This is a genomic window from Halorussus litoreus (assembly GCF_003382685.1).
Classification (GTDB): Archaea; Halobacteriota; Halobacteria; order Halobacteriales; family Haladaptataceae; genus Halorussus; species Halorussus litoreus.
On sequence record NZ_KZ859504.1, the window covers coordinates 98,809 to 118,247 of the forward strand.

Genomic DNA, 19,439 nt, shown 5'->3' on the forward strand with positions numbered 1-19,439 from the left:
CCACCGATGGATTTCGACCCACTCGAACTCGCGAACTCGATGCGCGAATCGTACGCTGAACATTACGCCGGTTCTCAGCCACAGCGAGCCGTCAAGAACCTCGTCTCGCGGTATCACGACGGGTCTGGCGAGTCACTGGAGGAGGACCTTCCTGAGTTCATCCGGACGAAGGGGCCCTACCTCCAAGTGCTCGATCTCCCCCGGATGAGCGATACTTCCTGGGAGAGGTTCGCCGACAACCATGGCCTCCACGATGATGTCACCAAGACGTTCTCTGAGGCGGGGTTCCGTTCACTGTACGAGTTCCAGGAGTCAGCGGTCGAATCGGTTCTCGAGGACAACCACACGCTCCTGACCGCAAGTACGGGTCGGGGGAAGACCGAGGGATGGCTCATCCCCATCCTCCAGTTCATTACTGAGGCAAAAGCCGGCCAGCACGACGACCATCCACCAGACAGTGTCAAGTGCGTCCTCACATACCCGACAAAAGCACTCGCACAGGACCAGTTGAAGCGATTGATCGACTACCTCTTCACGCTCAACCGGGATCGATCGCCAAACGAGCAAGTGACTGTCGGTATCTACGACGGTGACACCAAGCGTCGCGACCCCGATGAGCTCGCGTACCTCCAAACCACGTTCCAATACTTCGACTGTCCGTGCGACGAGTGTGACTCGTCGCTGACGGTCCGCCAGCGTGACGACGATTCGTTCGTCGTCGAGCCGATGGTGGAACACGAAGACGATCTCACCTTTGACTTCATCAAGGTCACCCGTGATGCCATCGTCGAATCACCAGCGGACATCCTGTTGACGAACCCGGACACGATCAATTACCGACTCTTCAACGTCAACGGCGACGAAGAACAGCAACGCTTCGTCGCCGAGCCGAAATACTTCGTGTTCGATGAGATCCACGAGTATTCCGAACTCTTCGGTTCGTTCACGTCGACGCTCATGCGCCGGTATATTCGTGAGCGACAGGAACTCAACGGGTACGAGAGTGAGGCAGACGACGACCTCACCATCGTCGGTGCGTCGGCGACCGTAGAGAACAAGCGGACGGTTTTCCAGCGCATCAATCCGTTCGTCGACCCTGACGTCGAAGTTGTCGAAGAAGACGAACGTACTCTCGACGCACCGTTCCCTGTCGACATTCCCGACGGCTTTGTTTCGGCAGAGATGGACGAAGAGGAGTTACGTGCCGGCGACAGCGATGCCTCGAGGCAGGCACTTGACGCCGCTGATGTAGAGGGCGGTAGTGAGGGTGTTGATGATGCGCTCTACGAACACCTAGTCGAAGACGAAGGAGGACCCCTTGAGTTCGTCCGCGGGATCTACGCGGCGCTCCGTGAGACCCCACTTCGACCAGTCGGCCTTCGAGACCGTCTGATCGACGAGGCAGGGCTCTCCGAGTCCCAGGCAGAGACGGTCGTAGCGAACTTCATGACTATCGGCGAGGTGTCGGGTATTCTCGAGCGCCGCGCCCACTTGTTCAGTTGGCCGCTCGACGGTTACTATACGTGTATCAACTGTGGGACAGTCTACGACACCCCGCAGTCGTCCTGTACTGAGTGCGGCCACCACTTCGTGACGAAACTCTCGCTGTGTAACGAGTGTGGTGAAGAGTCGCTTGAATCGTGGTTCTGCCCGAACTGTGAGCGCCTTGCGCCTCATACTGTCACGTCGGAAGAGGGCCGCTTCGAGTATTTCCAACGGAGAGAATGTCAATGTGAGACTATCGACGGCGAAACACCGGAGATGGTTCGGGTTTACTGGCGACCGTACTACGAGTGTACGGACTGTGGCGATCGTCAGAAGGTTGACCACCAGCATGACTGTCCCGACTGCGACGCTGCGATGGTCCTCGACGACTCGATGGAGAAGCACGTCTGCACCAACCCAGACTGTGACGGCGAACTCACGGTCGAGGAAGCACGGGAACCCGAATGTCATTCCTGCCATTCCACTGCGTTAGAGCCGCTTGCAGACGAGGATGTTCAGTATTGCACTGAGTGTGGAGAGGTCTATGAAGATCCAGAAGGCCAGGAGTGTACTACTGACGACTGTGACGGCGAACTCACGCCCAAACGGTTCCTCGGATGGACGTGCAGCGACCCCGGGTGCGACGAAGTGTATTTCGGTAATCCGCCGGCGTCGTGCAGCTGCAATAAACGGAAACTCGTTCGATCCGCGCTGTTCGACATCAACATGGTCGACGAGTGTCAGTCCTGCGGGCACGAGTTCCTTCCTAACGGTCCACACAACTGCAACTGCGACGATCCCGAGATTAGACGCCGAGCGAAGGGCTACGGGAACTTTCGGATAGTAGACGATAACGGACGAATCAGGGAAGCGAGCAACTTCCCCGGCGGACTGCCGTGTTACCACGAGGATCGGCGAGAGACCTACGCGAAGAACCGGCGATACGACTCGATGCTCCGTGGTCCGGCCAATGCTGCTGTGACGAGCGGGCGCTATTTGTTGCGTTCACTGGCAGATCGCGACGATCCCAGTACCTTCGGAGAATCGAAGATGCTCTCGTTCGCGGACAGCCAGTCCGACATGAAGGAACTCGAGCGGAACTTCCGCGAACCCGAAGAGTCGTTCTTCTTCGACCAGTTGTTCGTAGATAGCGTCAGCTCGGAGGCCGACGAATCGGGTTGGGCAACACTGTCCGACGTCGTGGAGTGCGGAGTAGACGATGCTCACCAGTACGAAGGGCAATTAGTCGGTAAGGACGGTAACGCCCCGCGGATGTACGAACATCTGACCGGCTACGACCAGTCGGTCGACGAATACCTGACGGAAGAATTGCTGTCTCGCGTCTTTGAAGGGAAGTACAGTCAGCGTTACCGCAGTAACCAACTTAGCGACGAGGGACTGGTCGACGTTCGACTGGACGCCGAACTTGACGAACTCAGCGAGGGCGAGCGTGATTTGCTCGTAGAGGCAATCGGTCAAAACCACCATTATGAGCCAAATCTGGTGGACGAGATCGAGGACGGACACGATCATCTCGATTCCCTCGTCGATCGCGGTATTCTACGTCGCGTCGAAGAGGAGGGGAGTCGGTACGTCATGGTCGACGAAGATGCGGTCGAATGTGCTGTCGTCGACAACGTGACGCCGACAAACTACAGTCCGAGCGGAGAGGAATATGCGACCTCGCTCGAGGTCACTCTAGGGCTCGCACCGGATGATGTCATCGAGTTCGGAACGACGATAGAGGACCGGTCGGAGTTCTCTCACTCCCATTACTCCCTGACTGCTCAACAGGTTTCGACATCCGACCCGATGATGTTGCTCGCGCGGGCTTACTACGGTGAGACCGATCGCGACGAGCGGCGAAAACTGGAGTATCAGTTCCGACAGGGGCGGTACCCACACTTCCTCTCGTCCGGGCCGGCAATGGAGTTAGGTGTCGACATCGGCGATCTCAACACGCTCCTCCTGTACGGGACCCCGCCGAACGCTAACTCGTATCTTCAGCGAATCGGACGTGCGGGTCGGGCTTCGGGCAATTCCCTCATTCACTCGGTCAGCCAGCGGAACCCCATCGATTACTACTACCACGAACACCCAGAGGAACTCATCGCGGCCGATCCCCAGCAAGTTCCGCTCAACGAGGTGAACCACGAAGTGCTCCACCAGTCGCTTTCGTGGGCCGTCCTCGACTGGGCTGCGACGACCCAATGGATCCCATGGCGCCGCGAACAGAGCGGTCTCGAAGACCTCATCGTCTGTGACAGCGAGCCAGTACCGCGAACGGAGCCCCGACCGAACGACGTGATGACGTTCACCGGGGTGCTTTCGTCCACGAACTTCCAAGTCCAGAGTTGGAACGATGATGCTCCGCTCGAAGCACTTCGGAGGCTTCTCGACGAGAACCGAGACGAAATCGAGCAGTGGTTGGAGGACCTCCTGTCGTTCAGCGTTTGTTCAGCGTGTGGCCGAAAGCACGCCGCTGGCTACGGCGGGGAGTGTCAGCGTAACGACTGTGACGGTGTCGTCGAGTCGGTTCTCGATAAGCATGGAGACATCGTCGAAGGGATTCTCGCCGGGACCGAGGACAAACAGAGCTTCGAGGAGACTATCGTCGATCTCTATCGCGACCAGCAAGACGACATCTACGACGACATCGATGAACTTGACGAGGAAGTGAGTGATTTACGAAGAGAAGAACGGAACACTCGCGACCGCGACGAAAAGCGCCGCCTTCGGGAACAGCGAGAGCAGGTCGAACGTCAACTCGACCAACTGAACGACTATCTCGACCGGCTCGAGGACATGGACTTCGGTAGCTATCTGAACCGGGAGAGTCCTGCTGCGTTCGGATTGCGGTCGGTTGGTAGTTCGGTCGATTACCAACTCGTCGGTGAAGACTTCGAGCACGTCAGCGACGGTTCACGCGAGCGCCGCATCGCTCTCTCTGAACTCCATCCTGGCGCTGCGTATCTCTACGACAGCGAGACCTACGTCGTGACACAGGTGTATTGGGAGCCGCTGGAATCTGCACGCATCACTGACGACCTCGAAGATGCGGCTATCTGTCCAACGTGTGCTTCCGAGTACGATAGCGACACCTCCAACTGCGAGTCGTGCGGGACGCGACTAAAGCCGCTCGTCACTCAGGTCCCGGAACGAGTGATCGCGTATCAGCACGATCTCCCGCTCAGTTCGACGCCAAGTACCCAGCAACTTCAACCCTCGACGGTCTATCAGAACGATACGGAACCCCAGAGCACGTACGCTCCTGTCGAAACCGATGCCGGCGATTCGTTCGAGGCGACGTTCTCCCGGGACATCGTCGACGAAAACGGGACCGTCCACGGACAGTTCGAGTACGGTGACGTCACGCTACTCGCCTCGACGAGTAAATACTGGGCGACCTACAAGGACGGTGGAGCAGACCCATTACCGAACGTGTTTGAGATGTGCGGTGTCGACGGATGTAACGGAGCAATCGCGAAAACTGGAGACTCGGCATACTGTACGAACAACGTCGAACATCCTGTCGATGAGAGCGAGGCTGTCCGGCCCGCAACGAAGTTCTCTACGAAGGCGGCCCGGGTACGCTTCGACAGCGAAGAACTCGAACACGGCTTCGCTCACGGCCTCCGAGTCGCACTTCAGTACATCGGCGGCGTTAGTGTCAGGCAGGTTCCAGAATCCATCGAGGACGAAGGAACACTAGTCTACGATTCCGACGAAGGTGGAAGCGGCATCACCGTGCTGCTGACCCAAGATGACGGAGAAAAATTCGAACGCGCCGTCGAACTCATGCGTGAGGCGTTTTCACCGGACGAGTCGAAGTGCAACTGCGAGAACGGATGTCCGTTCTGCCTCTACCAGTATGGGTGTGTAGAGCAGAACGACCCCGAATCGTTTGCGAAGGACGAACTGCTAGACCTGCTGTCTCACGACCTTCACCTCGAACCGAGGAACGATGAGTGATCCACTCAACGCCGCGAACGAACTCCGGACGCAGTCACCTGAGCGCCTCTGGGCGCTTTCAGCGGAGAGCGTGTACTCTGCGCTCGCCGCAAAAGCAACTGGGGAGCCGATACAGGAACGGCTCGAACCGCACGTTCGGACTGAAATAATCAGAACGAATGACGAACGAGGCCGCGATCCCGTCGTCTCGATACACGAGTGGCTACTCGACGAACTCGGTCTCGTCCACAACGGCACCATTTCGCTACTGGGAATGGTAGTGCTAATCTCGGACGAGCCACAACCGTTCATCCGAACAGCTACTGTCGCTCGGCTTCAGCCAGCTGAGATGGTGCTTCGCTCGTGCAACGAGATCGAGGAGGATAACGTCCCGAGACGCGAACTCGACAGCCTACTCGCCGACGAGTGGGATGAAACCGTTCTCGCTCCCCTCTTAGGGTCGCTCGGATTCATGACGATCTATCCCGACAGCGTCGACCTCAATCGGGAACGGATCGACAGTTCGCTGTCGGCCCAGCAGACAATGTCTACCGAGACAGTTGTTGCAGAAGCCTATCGCGACATCCTCTCTCGCGTCATCGAATCTGCGGACGCAGTCTGTCTAGAAGACCTCGTGCAGCGATTAATTGGAACAACTCCGACGAAGGGAGAACTGGAGATGGCCGAGGTAGCAAACCTCGCCAGTACGCAAGCGATCACAGTCGATGAAACGGAAATCGAAGACGCAGTCCGTAACCAGCGGCAGGAATACGAGGACGAATTCGACCAAGTGCGGTCACTGCTGGTGCCATCAACTGAGGCCGACTTAGAGAGAGTCAACACAGACCAGTCGGTCGGACTCGACGATGTATCGGAAGATGCGGATCTTAGCGCTGATGAACGGGAGGCAGCTCTCAAAGTCGTCGCCACTGTTGCGGCATACCCCGTCCTGGCGACGTTCGACATGCACTTCGTTACTGAGCGGTGGCCGAGCGTAACGCCGTACTCTCTCTACCAAGCACTTTCATCAGTTCCGGGAGTCGAGTGTGAGGTCAGCGATGGCCTCGTCGAATTTGAGACCGTGCCAGAAGCTGTCGATGTCGAGGCTGTACGAGATGAATATACGAAACACCTCGTGGAACGCTGTTCGGACATTCAGAGTCGCATCGACACCCTCTCTCAAGAGACGGTGTCACTCCCACCAACCCCCGTTGCGACCGAGTCGATGGTGGTTCAGGACTACGAATCGATCGACAGCGGGGCGATCGCGCCGACCTACTTCACCTACACGCTCGTCGATCCGGACGCTCTCGGAGAGCAAAAGATGGACGGCTACGCCGGAGATTCACGTGGACTCGGTAGAGAACGGGCACGTCTCCGCCGCTGGCATGAGAGGCGCTCGTCGGGACTGAAACCGTACACTGCAATGACCGACCGCTTGTTCAGCCTCGGCCTCGAGCGCAACATTGAGGACAAGGTTTTGCGCATCATGACACCGTTCGACGACGATACGTTCAATGAGTACGTGGCCCAGATTCGTCGTCTTCTCGAACACGGCTTCGAGTTGCGTTTGCTCACTCGCCATACGAAGGAACCCTGGGAGTGGCGGCGGCTTCAACGAAACCTGCTGAGCGAAATCAAAGAACATCGTGATCGAGTGACGGTGCGTACCTATTCGCGGTTCAAGGAACACCAGCGTGTGACGCCCGATATGGACTTCCGTGATCTCAATGAAATCGGGATTCATGGCAAACTCCAGACGGTCGGTGCACCGGAGGAAGGGGCCGCACTCCTCGGGTCTGCGAACTTCATGGAGAACAGTTACGACTGGAACCCCGAATGTGGGATCTACACCGAACGAACGCAGTTTGTCGATGCCGCGATCGAATTCTTCGACATCGTATGGGACATCTCGGCGGCTGACGAATTATCGATTGAGCGGTTGCAAGAGATTCCCGATCACCAGCTAATACCAACGTACTATAGCTAGGCTTGTTCTGCCTAACAAGCGCATTCGGATCCCTGCCTAAGAAACATACGTTAGTATACAAGTGGTGCAAATATGTAGATAGCCCAACTGGCGGCTGAAGTTCTTCGCAAGTTGGCTCACTCGGTTCGTCGCCTTAATGGCTCATAGGCATGGGTTCTTACGGACTCAAAACCACCCTCACGACTCCATTTTTTGCTACATCGGCTCGTTAGACCCGATAATATCCTCTCTAATGGCGAGAGAAAGCGTGAGAGTTTTCGCCGACTCTCGCCATTGCTGGCCTCGCACTTTCTAAGAAGATTATAGGTTTCAAAGTGGAATCTAGAAGTTTGTTTCTCGACGAAGAGTCCGAATAAACTGTGCTGGCGGTAAATATAGCTTCTCGGGATGACACAAATGTGTGCAACCTGCCCACACCGATCTAAAAATCGCAGGCCAACGATACGACTCTGAAATCATCCAAATGATATTCTGTGTATCACCATTCTTACTATAAATAATATTACCATTATGGAGTGCGTCTGAGGTACATTATGAAAGACTATTTACTATAATGTGGGCAGATTGCCCACATGGTTTCAGAAACCGCAAGAAGAAATCCGAAACCCCATATTCTAAATCAGATATGTGCTAGGTAACTCACCAAATATAAGACGAATTTTATAACTCAAATTAAATACGCTCTCGAAATAGTTTGATTGATTATCTTAATGTGGGCAGGTTGCACACATTCCTTGAGAATTGGGGGACGTGGCAAGAGGTATTGTGTGAAAGTTCTGATATTAGGATGTTTGCCAGATTTATATAAATACACATGTGCTAATGCCTACTAAATTGAGCTCTATCTATCATTTCTGCGTTTTCAGTCCCCACTGCTATTAGTAACTCGTAGGTTCAGGAGGGTCGCCATACCGTATCAGGTTCTAGTGTCTTGGAGTCTTTGTGAACCCGTCCAATTAGCACGCTAACACGGATCCTTCGAAGTTGCATTAAAGAGCGTTCCAGCGTGACGCCTTGCGCGATGGGATTTTCTACCGAAAGTCGCCGCTGCTCAGTGGTTCACCAGAGTCAACTCGTACAAAACCGGTCATTCGCACCAGCAGCGAACTCGACTCTTATCCTCTTCGGTTTCGATCTCACACGTGAATGAATCTCCTTCAGGAAACATGATGAATCGATCTTCTTCAACGTTTTTGACGCAGTCAACGTCCTCTATCTTCCAATTCGCATCTTCACCATCCTCCCACGTGTAGTAGTCATTCTCTCCCTCAACTGCAAAATCAAGGATCCCAGATCCACTCCCGAGAATGTGTTCAACTTGTTCCAGCGTGGTTGACTGAGATATTCTTGGCATGGTCGAGTGTTCTGCGTTCACACAAATTAATACCGGCTACTTTGGCGGCGCTGTGTCACTATTTCAAAAGGGAAGTTCGTGCCACCGATGGAGGATGGCAACTCCCAAGCTTCCCAGGTGGGGACGACGTAATTCCAGAGCATACCACGCATCCCACTACGCGGTAGGCCGTCGTCCACTGAACCAAACGCGGTCAAGAAATAAAGATATTGGCCGCATAGACTGGTGACTGACTTTATTCTGAAGAGGTGACCTTAGACCGAGATGGCGAGTTGAGCGAGCACAGAGATCGATGCGTACCTCTGGAGACGGGGGGTTACCACTATCTCTTTCGCGGATTCATCGTACTCAATCAAGCCCCTCGCGCTGAGTTTCGGAAGGTGCGTTTGGATCAGTCCGTTGTAGGCTGATTCGTAATCGCCTGTACTAACCTGCGTAGGCGGCGTGCCGGTCTCTATCCCTCGAATGACCCTCGCGATATGACGGACTGTTACGGAGGCGTTCTCCTCGAACAGAGAGAGGTACCGAATGAGCAGATTACGCCGTTCGTTGCCGAGGAGTTCGTGAACCTGAGCCGATCTGGTGTCGACGTCACTCGTAGCTGCCATTCTTTTCCACCTCCGTTGAGGGCAATGCGATAGTTGCGTCTACTATTCCATCGTCGGACTTTTGCGAATCGTCCTCGACTATGTACATGCTGTCTGCTCCAGACAGCGCGGGTTCGGTGTCTCAGCACCGGGCCCACTTCTGTGGACCACCGCGCGTCAAGAACGGGTAGGGCGAGAACCGTCTTAACCGTGGGTAAATCGGCTCAGTGGGCAACAAAACAAGCTTCGAGATTCGCCTCTCTCGGAGAAACCTGATTCTGTCGAAACCCACCTCAGTTGAGAGAAATAGTATGCTGCATGCAGAGGAAAGATCGCTTAGCGTATCTGATACCTGCGAATAACGGCGTACAAGATAGAGAGGCTATCCTCACTATGGTTTCCAGTCTCAGGTGGAGAAGTCAGGCGAGAATCGGGCAATAAGCGGAGCGTGATCACTGTATTCGAGCCCATCACCGTCGTAATAGCAGTCCCCAGGATTCAGGCTCTCTGATGCGATTACATGATCGAATCGTTTCCCAGTCAGAGTATCACGGTCACCCGTGGGATGACTAATGTCCAGTGTATCGAGATCGCTGTAGCCGTGGATCGTTCGAAAGACATCTACCATCCCAACATCCTCTAATCCTGTCAGGATGTTGCACTCTGCGGCCTGCCATCGCTCCGATAGTGCATCGTCCTTCTCGCTTCGCCACGGAATCACCTCACCGTCCTCGGTCTCAGCCTTGGGAGCGTTGAAGTCCCCTGCGAGTATTCGGGGCCCGGTCTCTTTCGCAAGAATGCGATTGTATACGTTCTCCAGAATTTTGATCTTCTCCTCTCCGAACATATTCCCAGGCACAGTCCGTACGTTCCAGAGGTCAATCGTTGTGTCTCCGAAATTAGCCTCTGCGTTGAGAATCTTCTCAGGGAAATTTGTATCCCAGTGCTTGCGGGTAGCGTCACCAAACGGTGGGTCACTGATACTTGGCGTCTGTCTACTGAGGTCTTCCAGAGCACTGTCCTCATGTATCGCAATGAGATTCCCGTTTACTCCGTTGAAATCTTGGAAGGGGGGCACGTCAAGCTCTCCAAGTTTACGACTCCAATCCAAGGTATCTACAATTTCCGTATACCCGGCAATGCTCTCCAGTTTGTTATACCAGAGTTCGCGCCGGTTAGTCGTCACCTCGTTGAGCATCAGAAGATCGGGACAGTCGGCACTCTCCACGATGAACTGAATCTGATTGTCAATTCGGTCAGGTGATCCGGCCGGCGGAAATGCACCCTGTACGTTCCACGAAAAAACCTCCATATCGTCTATGTCTGGTTCCAGAATTATAATCTAACCCCAGCGCGTGAGATACGTGCGCTGTATTCCAGCACAACCGCTATCACCTGTTGAAATTCCAACTGTACCAGGAAAAGCCACCTTGGACTCGAGTACGTCCTATCGTGATAATATTTTCATTCGTTCCGGAACTACACTTCGACGAAGCGGAAAGGGAGATTCATAAGGAGGTACCAACTTAGCGTAAGACGGTGAATAGAATCTGTGAGGTTTTACGTTCCTGAGTGGGACGACGCGGTCGATTCCCATTACGATTTCCGACACGACGAACTCTCTACTCTCGACCGTCAGGAGCGGGATTTAGATTACATCTGGGATATTTTTGAGCGCGACACAACCCCGATTGACGGCGTGCTAATTTCGCGTGAGCAGGTTGAAGAGACGACTCGCAAGGCGGATCGTCTCGCCGAGTACGGGGTCTACGATGATCCGGTGTTGTCCGTTCCAGAATGGCTTCCGACGATCAGCGACTGCGGCGCTTGGGGCTACAAGTCTCTCCCGTTCCCTCCGTACGGGAACGCCGAGATGCTCGACTTCTACGAAACGCTGGAAGTCACAGTCGGCGTTACTATCGATCACCTCGTTTTGGGTTCGGGGAAAGACAAGGGTCGACTGTACCTCGACGAACGCGCCTTCCATGCCGATTTCAAGAAGAGTGACATCCCAGACGCACTGACTGACGTCGTCGATTTGATGGTCGACGAGTGGCCCAACGAATGGCCTACTTACGTTGAGGAGTACGAACCGTCCATCTGTACTCAATCGAAGAAGGAGGTTGAGGCCTTTGCTCCAGAAGACTTCGAGGGTGACGTCGATACGGTACTTGCGCGATTGGCTCGTGATCCCAGAGCGGTGTACCGAGAGGATGACGCGGCATTCCGCTACGAGCTTACTCTCCGGAACGCTCAGGAGATGTACGACCTGTACCACCGAGGTAACTACCCATTCCGGCTAATGGTAGCGATCCAGGGCTGGAACCCCGAGACGTATATCGAGGCCACGGAAGAAGTGCTCGACATTGGATACAATTATCTCGGTATCGGTGGCGTCGCTGGCAGTCCCATCCACGACGTCAGGCAAATCGTGAAGGGCGTCGGAAAGACTGTAAAGGAGTTTGAACGCGAGAATAACACTCGCATTGACTCGCACGTCTTCGGGTTTGCGAAGAGTGAAGGATTCGAGACGGTCGGTCGATCGGGGATGACCAGTTTCGATAGTGCGAGTATGCTCCGTTCGGCATGGACCGGAGGGCAGAACTATCGGCTTGACAATGACGAGCGATACGACGCGATTCGAGTCCGTTACCCATCTAACCGTGATTCTCTTGCCGAGGCCGTAGAAAAGTCCCTTCGCGGCCGCGAGACGTTAGTAGCCTTGAGAGCCTACGATTCTGGAGAATCTATCGTTGATGCCCTCTACGAGTGGCAGAAGAAAGCAGAAAAGGTCCTTCCGGCCACTCGAGAATATCTGCGTGAACACCGTCACGACGAGCAATACGACGCGTCGCTACTCCAAGAAGTTGAAACCGCTTTTAGAGACGATTTCGAGTACGCCCGAGAGCTCCAGGCGAGTTTCAGCGACAATCTTCGAGGAAAGCTGGTCAAGCTTCTTCGGAAAGACGATCCCGAGGACCCGGTTAGCTTCGAAGAGTATTCTGATCTACTAACCGTCGCACAGCAGGAGTTCGAGCCTTTCCCGCGTATGACTACCATCCTTGAAAACGACGATCCTGAAACTACTTATGACGCGATTTGGACCGTCGTTCGCGATTACGCGACGTGGATCGGCGACGAAGACCTCTTAGAAGAGTACCAGCGTACACTGCAAAACCGACCTTGGGAGAAGTGCGATTGCTCGATCTGTACCGAGAACAGTATCGAGGTCTGTATCTTCCGTGGTAACGACCGCAACCGTCGACGTGGATTCCATAACACCCGACGGTTCTACGACGAGTTCACCGACGAGCTACCGAAAATCCTCATCGGAACTCGAGGAACGGCATCTCTGAACGGCTACGAAACCATCGAGGACTACCTGCGAGCCGAGCATCCTGACTTCTGGCAGCAGGTGCATGATCTCCCAGTTGCCGAAGTTGGCGTTTTGGATGCCGGCGGTGTACGAGAGTGGTGGGACGAAACCCCCACCGGTGTTTCGCTTGCCCGGAGTCGCATGGCTGAAAACCTTGGTCAGCAAGCAGAGCGATACCAGAAGGTGTTCCTTCACACACCTGACGGAGAAATCGACGAGCACATCGTAGATGCCGTGGAGGAAAGCAACTGCACAATCCAGACGTTCCAAGATCCATCGAAACTGCGCCAGAATGCTTTGGAAGCGTGCGGAGAGAATTACATAGCTGGGGATGACTTCCTGCCTCACCCACCCGAAATCAACGTCAAGGATGGACTCGACATTCTGGTCATCGACCAATGCTCTGGTTCAAAGGACTTCCCGGAAGGTGCACCTGTCTTCGATGATGAAGAGACGCTCCAATTCTCGAGAGAAGAGCTCTTGGAGCGCGATAATGTTCCCGCAATCAACGCCAAGGATCTCTACACGGGCCGACAGCAGGAGTTCGTGAAGGAAGCGGTTAGACGGCTCAAAGGAGAAGGTCACGATGTCAAGCGGTACTTCATAAGTGCAGGCTTCGGCCTCGTTTCCGAGGACGAACCGTTGCCGCCATACGAAGTGACGTTCAGCTCGATGGGCGTTGCCGACATCAGGGAGCGATCTAAACAACTCAGCATTCAGGCCGACTTAGAGCAGGTGCTGAACGAGTCAGACTACGATGTAGTCTTCTTCACTCTCGGGAAGGATTACTACACCAGCATTGACATCGATAATATGGTCCAGAACGTTCGTTCTGACCGTATTGGAGTCGTCTTCAACCGGGAACTCGTCGACGACCAGTTCGATAATATCGTGTCAGTGCCTGCCCGCACAGAAGACGCGAAAAACCACGGCACAATCGTAGTAGGGTTGAAAGGACACTATATGAAGAATTTCGCACACCGTATAGACAGTGTCGAATCACTGGAACCTGAAGCGATTGAGGGCCTCTGTCGTCGTGTAGAAGAGGAACCTACTCAGATGGCCTTCGAGAAGTATTAGACGAGAAATTACTAAGGCGGACCTCTATACTTCACCTCTTCTGATCCTCTATCGCCCCATTATCTAAGTAAGATAACAGCATATCCGAGCGGGAGGGATGCTGTACAGACAACGGAAACTCGATCTTCCCCACGGAGAACTGGATACACCAGTTCTCTTCCCGGTTCGGAACGTGGGAAAACGGTCGAGTGACAACACTCCCAAGTACGTCGGCACTATCCCGGAGTTTTCCGCGGCGATGATTAACGCTCGATCGATACGGAACCGGGACCCGATGTGGAATCGGCTAACGAATGGTGTGACTCTCCGCGAAGAGATGGACGTTCCAGAAGACACCATCATCTTCGCTGATAGCGGTGGATTCGATTTTTCGGAACAGGAGATCGACACTACGCCGGAAAAGACGATCAAAACTCAACGGAAATTGGACAGCGACATACACGGGACAATTGACATCCCTTTGTCCAGAGAAAACCGTGCAGCAGAGAATCAACGGCGTATCGATCGAAGCATCGAGTTTGCTCTCGATGCGAGTGATCTCCATACTGGCGATGCTCTACTCTTTGCGAGCGTTCATGGGTACGATCCAGAAACGATTCGGAACAATATCCAGTACCTGGAGAACCGCGGAGATTTTGATGGATATGCACTCGGGAGCATGGTGCCGATCCGGACAGATTACAAAAAGGTAACAAAGTTGGTACTTGCTGCAAGAAATGCGACGGAGAAACATCTACACGTCTATGGTCTCGGCGGATTAGTGTATCAACCACTTTTACTTTATCTCGGTGTCGATAGTTTCGACTCGTCGGCGTTCATCAGAAGTGCCGGCAATCGTAACTACCTGATACCTGGTTTTGGAGGGGAAGAGCTCCACAACATCGAGGACTTAGATCGGTTGCCTTGCCCTTGTCCGATCTGTGGGCAACGGAGCTTAGAAGACATCCGGGAAGATCGAACCGCGCTCACTCAGCATAATCTCTGGGCGCTTGCAACGGAGCTTCGGCGATTCAAATACATAGCTGAGTCTGATCGGGACGTCGAGAATTATCTCGATCTTCGCTTTCAGGGCAACGAAGTTACTAGGCGGGCCTATGAGACCGCAAAACAGCAAGTGAGGAGGCTCACATGAGTGACGAACGAGCGACGATCCGTCCAGTCACACTGAGTCGTTTGGTCGAACTCACACATGCCTGTGAAGACGACGAGAAAACGACAGAGGATCTCGAGACCGCCCTCGATGTAAGTCATCGACGAGCACGAGAAACGGTTCTGGAAGCGAAACGAATCGATCTGCTGGACGAACGCGAATCAGATGACGATTCCTATTACGGGACCACCGCTATCGGCGAAGCCTTCTTAGAGGCGATTCGGGATGAGAACTGGCAGCAAGTGAGTTCAATCCTCGCGACTCGTAGCCCTCACTACGGAACATTTCTCGAGGTTCTGGAGCAGCTCGAACCGACAGACCTCGATACCCTTCTGGAGAGCCTGGAAGAAGACCAGAAGTATACACCCTATTCCTTCAATCAGACCGGCATAGAGGTCGTCGGTGACTGGGCCGAACGATTAGGCCGCGTTCAGCGGAATGCCTTCACTGGGAGCTACTATTTGACCAGCCAATCCAGCATTCCGGACAACTTCCCTTTCGTGGTGCTTGACGCTTATGACCACCTCGAACAGACAGCAGGCGTAGATTTGCGACAGCGCTATCTGTCGATACCGCAACTTCGGGAGGAAGTCTGTGAACGAATTGGATGTTCACGTGCGGGTTTCGACGAGGCACTAGTCGCTCTCTGCCAGCAAAACGTCGGCAAACTCGAGCTTTCGGGGGCTCCGATGGATACGGAGGCTAAAGATTCTACTCTCGGGATCAAGCGGATTTCCGTGGCAGATGAGGGAACGTTGGTCTCCACATCGCAATCAACACAGCAGGTGATGTCTGGCGTCGAATTGTACGACAAACAATACTACTACCTCGCGGTCCACGACCGCGACGTCACGTTCCACCAGGAGAATACATAATGTCCGACGCATTCGAAATTTCAGACGAACAGCAAGATTACTCACAGTACGGTCTCGAGGCCAATCCGTTTCCGTACAGCCCGGTTCCCGCAGAAGACCCCGAAATATACTGTGGTCAACAACACGTCTCCGAAAAGATTAGCTCCACAGTCTCCACGATGCTTTCGACTGGAAAGTCCAAGCATCTCGTTATCACTGGGAAATACGGCAACGGAAAGTCGCATACACTCAAATATACCCGCTCACTGTTACGGGACCGGGACGATGTCGTCGTTGGGTACGTTGCTCAACCGGGAGAGGGCTTTCTCGACATCTATCATGAGTTCGTGTACGACCTAGGTTTCAATCGAGTCCAAGAATTGGCCTACGAGTACCTCGCCTCGGTTGCTCGTGACGTCACGGATGCAAATCCAATTAGCGCGAGCGCAATGAAATCGCTCATCGATGAAGGAGATGTCCTTCTCTCTGAGATCGTCCCGGAGGCAGTTCGACGGTTAAGCGATGTGACCCATTTTGCCGACTTTGCTCGTGCGATCGTACATATGGTGTACGAAGACACCAATCTCTATGCTTGGCAGTGGTTGACCGCAGAGGGCATCCGGTATGAGCAGCGCAAGGAGATGGAGATCCACAGCGCACTTGATGACGATACGATGGGCGTCCGGGCGTTTACCGCTTTCAAGAATATGCTACTCGAACTCGGTTACACTGGCGTATTTGTTTTCGTCGATGAGTTCGAGAGCATCGCACGTCTCAGCCCAAAAAACGAGCAGGCTACGCTCAACAGTATTCGACACCTGATGGACCAGAATAGTTCCGGGCTGTGTATGTTGTTTGGCTGTGCCCCCGAAGTCTGGCAAGACGTCATGAGTGAGTATCATGCCTTCAGTGAGAGAATCGGAGAGGAGGTTGCCCTGAAACCGCTCACGAACGAGCATCTGAACGAGCTGGTAGCAGACTACCTCAGCCGAGAACGCAATGGGGCGAACGAAGATTCTTCGATAGACCCGTTTACTGATGAAGCGTTGGACGTGATTCTACAACGTTCACAGGGTAACGTTCGTCAGGCCTTGGCTATCTGTAGCCGCGTGCTGGATTCTGCTATTGAGGAAAACCGAGAGTTAGTCACACCCGAGTTCGTCCAAGAATCGATGTGAAATGTGGTCTACTGAACGAACATCCCACTAGTTATGGGGTTTCTGTCCCTCAAGCCATCTTGAACCGCGTCGAGGAACACTCGTCTCGAAAGAGGCGAGCGGCCCACGCTGACTCGTGGGTGCTCCAACCTCGGTGCGGTCAGACCAGTTCGACCGCATGACTCGATACGTAAGCACCAAACCTGAATCCTACGCTCGAAGTCGGACGTACCGTTATCAAAAGAACTCCAAGCAGGAGGGGTCCTATGACCTCTGATGGCGAAAATGAACAAAACAGGACCGGTCCGCTTGGCAAGGACCAACGGTATATCGATAACAGTGCCGCGGTCATCGCTGAAAAAGCCAAGCTGTGGACTAATTCCCGCCGTCAACATGTCGTACGGCAGGTTCTAGCTGCACCGAACAGAGAGATGTCACTCCGACAACTTGCGCTGAATCTTCGGGATCATATCGATGAACAAACTGAACAGGATCCTGATTACGATGATGTCCGACAGACTCTCCGTCGACGTCATCTTCCCCGCCTCTCTGAGCATGACGTTGTCGACTTCGAAGACAACATGATTCGCCCCGGACCAGAATTTGGCGCAGCAGTAGAACTGTTAGTTCGCAACGACCCTCGAGTATAGTAGCAGAATTGAAAACTGCTTCCTTTGTTTTAGAAGGCCTCGAAATTCGTGGTAAGTGTAGACGGATGACATAAATTGGAGTTGTGTCATTTTGGCCGGAACTTTCATATCAGAATGTCCCCTCCCGAGTAGTGTGTCTGATTTACAGTCAGAACGATGTAAATACACTTGGCCCGAGGATTTCGACGGGCAAAAATACAACCCAACTATTGGGCAAAATTGTTGCTTTAGAAGAACGCTTCCAGATACTAACCGATGTCCTTGGCATGCAGATCCTCGAAATACTACGCATAAAAACATAGAAACACTAAGCAGATCACGTTCTCCGGATGACATTCGGCGTCTGAATTCTAACTGTAGTGAACGTCTTGATGGCGCTATTGTTCGAGGTATGGATTTAGCTATTGGTCAACTTGATAATGCGCTTGAGGTCTATGGCCCTAACATAGATGCGTTTTCATTCGCTGATTGCTCCCTTCGCGACTCTGATTTTAAAAGCACAAACTTAGGGGCGAGAAATTTCGAAGATGCCGATCTATTTAGGGCAGAATTTGAGGGTGCAAAATTTGAACACTCCGATTTCACCTCAGCGAGAATGACGAAAGCAAACTTTCAAGAGTCTGAATTCTGGTATACTAAATTTGATGTCTCTACTGGCTCAGAGAGTGACTTTTCTGACGCGAGTATGAATGAATGCACATTTAGCAAGGGTGATTTTAGTGAATCTGATTTTGAAGGAGTCGCATTTAAGAAAGCAGATTTTTCCGAGGCTAACGTCTCAGGTGCTGATTTCACAGATGCATCTCTTCGAGAAGCTGATTTCTCTCATGCAAATGCAGAATTAGCCATCTTCAACCGAGCGAACTTGTTTGATGTTGAGTTTGAACTATCTAGGCTATATGGGGCCATATTCGGCGATTCCCAAGTAAATGAAGGTACTTTTGAGAATGTTTCTCTTTCGGAGGTAGAGCCTGACGGTAGTTGGAGAAAAAAGCTACACACGTATATTTGGGGTCCTGTAGGCAATGACTCTTATCGATGCGTATACGATCCGAACATTATCATTGATCGACCAACCGACTTTGATCAGACAGATAGTATCTCAACCGAAGCCCGAGCAGGGGCAGTGTACCGCCAATTTGAACAACTCGCCACAGCAAATGCCCTGCCCAATTGGCAACGACGGTTCTACATCCTAAGGCAAAGTGTCTATCGACACCGCCTTAAAAAAGAAGGAGACAGACTAGGTTATTGGTTTCAGTCTCTCCAACGAATGTTGTTCGGCTACGGAGAACACTTTTCGCGGATAGTTGGCTGGTCTGGGGCAATAATATTGCTGTTTTCTATCATATATTTGATGGGAGGTTGGATTCATCCCGTAGAATCACAGGGAACACTTGGGCAGCCAATCTTTTGGAAAAATGCTCTCAGTAACCCCAGAGTGATTTGGGATAGTATCTATTATAGCACACTCACATTTACTGCACTAGGATTTGGTGATTTTCGGCCTATGGGTACGTTAGGTCAATTGTTTACGATTGCCGAAACATCGGCTGGAGCCATTCTACTGGCGCTCCTTGTTTTTGTATTTGGCCGTAGGACGGCCCGATAGAATCAATTTCAGCATAATACTTTACTGTATGGACTGCAATTATAACTCTTATTAATTCTAATTATTGTGGGTAGGGCTGTACGATCACCTGTTGGGGTTAAATCTGATGACCTGCACAGGTTCCACTCTGAGAAACCCGACGGTTTCGGCACAGTTGGTTGGTTTCCATGGTACATTTCTCTACGCACCCTGT

11 protein-coding genes are annotated in these 19,439 nt (G+C 53.0%); 8 read left to right on the forward strand and 3 right to left on the reverse strand.

Annotated features, from left to right (window positions below):
• Positions 1-6 precede the first annotated feature (6 nt).
• Positions 7-5,457: a DEAD/DEAH box helicase gene (locus DPQ64_RS01170; protein ID WP_115862527.1), complete on the forward strand. Its 5,451-nt coding sequence runs from the start codon at positions 7-9 to the stop codon at positions 5,455-5,457.
• A complete protein-coding gene (locus DPQ64_RS01175) occupies positions 5,450-7,426 on the forward strand; it encodes a phospholipase D-like domain-containing protein (protein WP_115862528.1) in 1,977 nt (658 codons plus the stop codon). The genes DPQ64_RS01170 and DPQ64_RS01175 overlap by 8 nt, the downstream gene beginning before the upstream one ends.
• 1,087 nt (positions 7,427-8,513) lie before the next feature.
• On the opposite strand, the gene DPQ64_RS01180 is transcribed toward DPQ64_RS01175, so the two are convergent.
• The 3 genes from DPQ64_RS01180 to DPQ64_RS01190 form a co-directional block, all read right to left on the reverse strand.
• The gene (locus tag DPQ64_RS01180; RefSeq protein WP_232820448.1) at positions 8,514-8,801 is read right to left on the reverse strand and encodes a hypothetical protein; all 288 of its coding nucleotides are present in this window, start codon (positions 8,799-8,801) and stop codon (positions 8,514-8,516) included.
• 233 nt (positions 8,802-9,034) lie between these two features.
• Complete coding sequence (locus DPQ64_RS01185) at positions 9,035-9,388, reverse strand: DUF7344 domain-containing protein (RefSeq protein ID WP_115862530.1); 354 nt, start codon at positions 9,386-9,388, stop codon at positions 9,035-9,037.
• A 385-nt stretch (positions 9,389-9,773) separates the two neighbouring features.
• Positions 9,774-10,679: an endonuclease/exonuclease/phosphatase family protein gene (locus tag DPQ64_RS01190; protein ID WP_115862531.1), complete on the reverse strand. Its 906-nt coding sequence runs from the start codon at positions 10,677-10,679 to the stop codon at positions 9,774-9,776.
• Positions 10,680-10,919: 240 nt separating this feature from the next.
• Between DPQ64_RS01190 and DPQ64_RS01195 the strand changes: the two genes are divergently transcribed.
• The 6 genes from DPQ64_RS01195 to DPQ64_RS01215 all read left to right on the forward strand — a co-directional run bounded on the left by DPQ64_RS01195 (position 10,920) and on the right by DPQ64_RS01215 (position 19,246).
• The gene (locus DPQ64_RS01195; RefSeq protein ID WP_115862532.1) at positions 10,920-13,823 is read left to right on the forward strand and encodes a DUF6884 domain-containing protein; all 2,904 of its coding nucleotides are present in this window, start codon (positions 10,920-10,922) and stop codon (positions 13,821-13,823) included.
• A gap of 97 nt (positions 13,824-13,920) precedes the next feature.
• Positions 13,921-14,955: a tRNA-guanine transglycosylase gene (locus DPQ64_RS01200; protein ID WP_115862533.1), complete on the forward strand. Its 1,035-nt coding sequence runs from the start codon at positions 13,921-13,923 to the stop codon at positions 14,953-14,955.
• The gene (locus tag DPQ64_RS01205; RefSeq protein ID WP_115862534.1) at positions 14,952-15,848 is read left to right on the forward strand and encodes a hypothetical protein; all 897 of its coding nucleotides are present in this window, start codon (positions 14,952-14,954) and stop codon (positions 15,846-15,848) included. Before DPQ64_RS01200 ends, DPQ64_RS01205 begins: the two co-directional genes overlap by 4 nt.
• Complete coding sequence (locus tag DPQ64_RS01210) at positions 15,848-17,005, forward strand: BREX system ATP-binding domain-containing protein (RefSeq protein ID WP_115862535.1); 1,158 nt, start codon at positions 15,848-15,850, stop codon at positions 17,003-17,005. The genes DPQ64_RS01205 and DPQ64_RS01210 overlap by 1 nt, the downstream gene beginning before the upstream one ends.
• A 245-nt stretch (positions 17,006-17,250) precedes the next feature.
• Positions 17,251-17,634, forward strand: coding sequence for a DUF7344 domain-containing protein (locus tag DPQ64_RS18480; protein ID WP_157971542.1), 384 nt, complete (start codon positions 17,251-17,253; stop codon positions 17,632-17,634).
• A gap of 133 nt (positions 17,635-17,767) precedes the next feature.
• Positions 17,768-19,246, forward strand: coding sequence for a pentapeptide repeat-containing protein (locus DPQ64_RS01215; protein WP_157971543.1), 1,479 nt, complete (start codon positions 17,768-17,770; stop codon positions 19,244-19,246).
• Positions 19,247-19,439 lie beyond the last annotated feature (193 nt).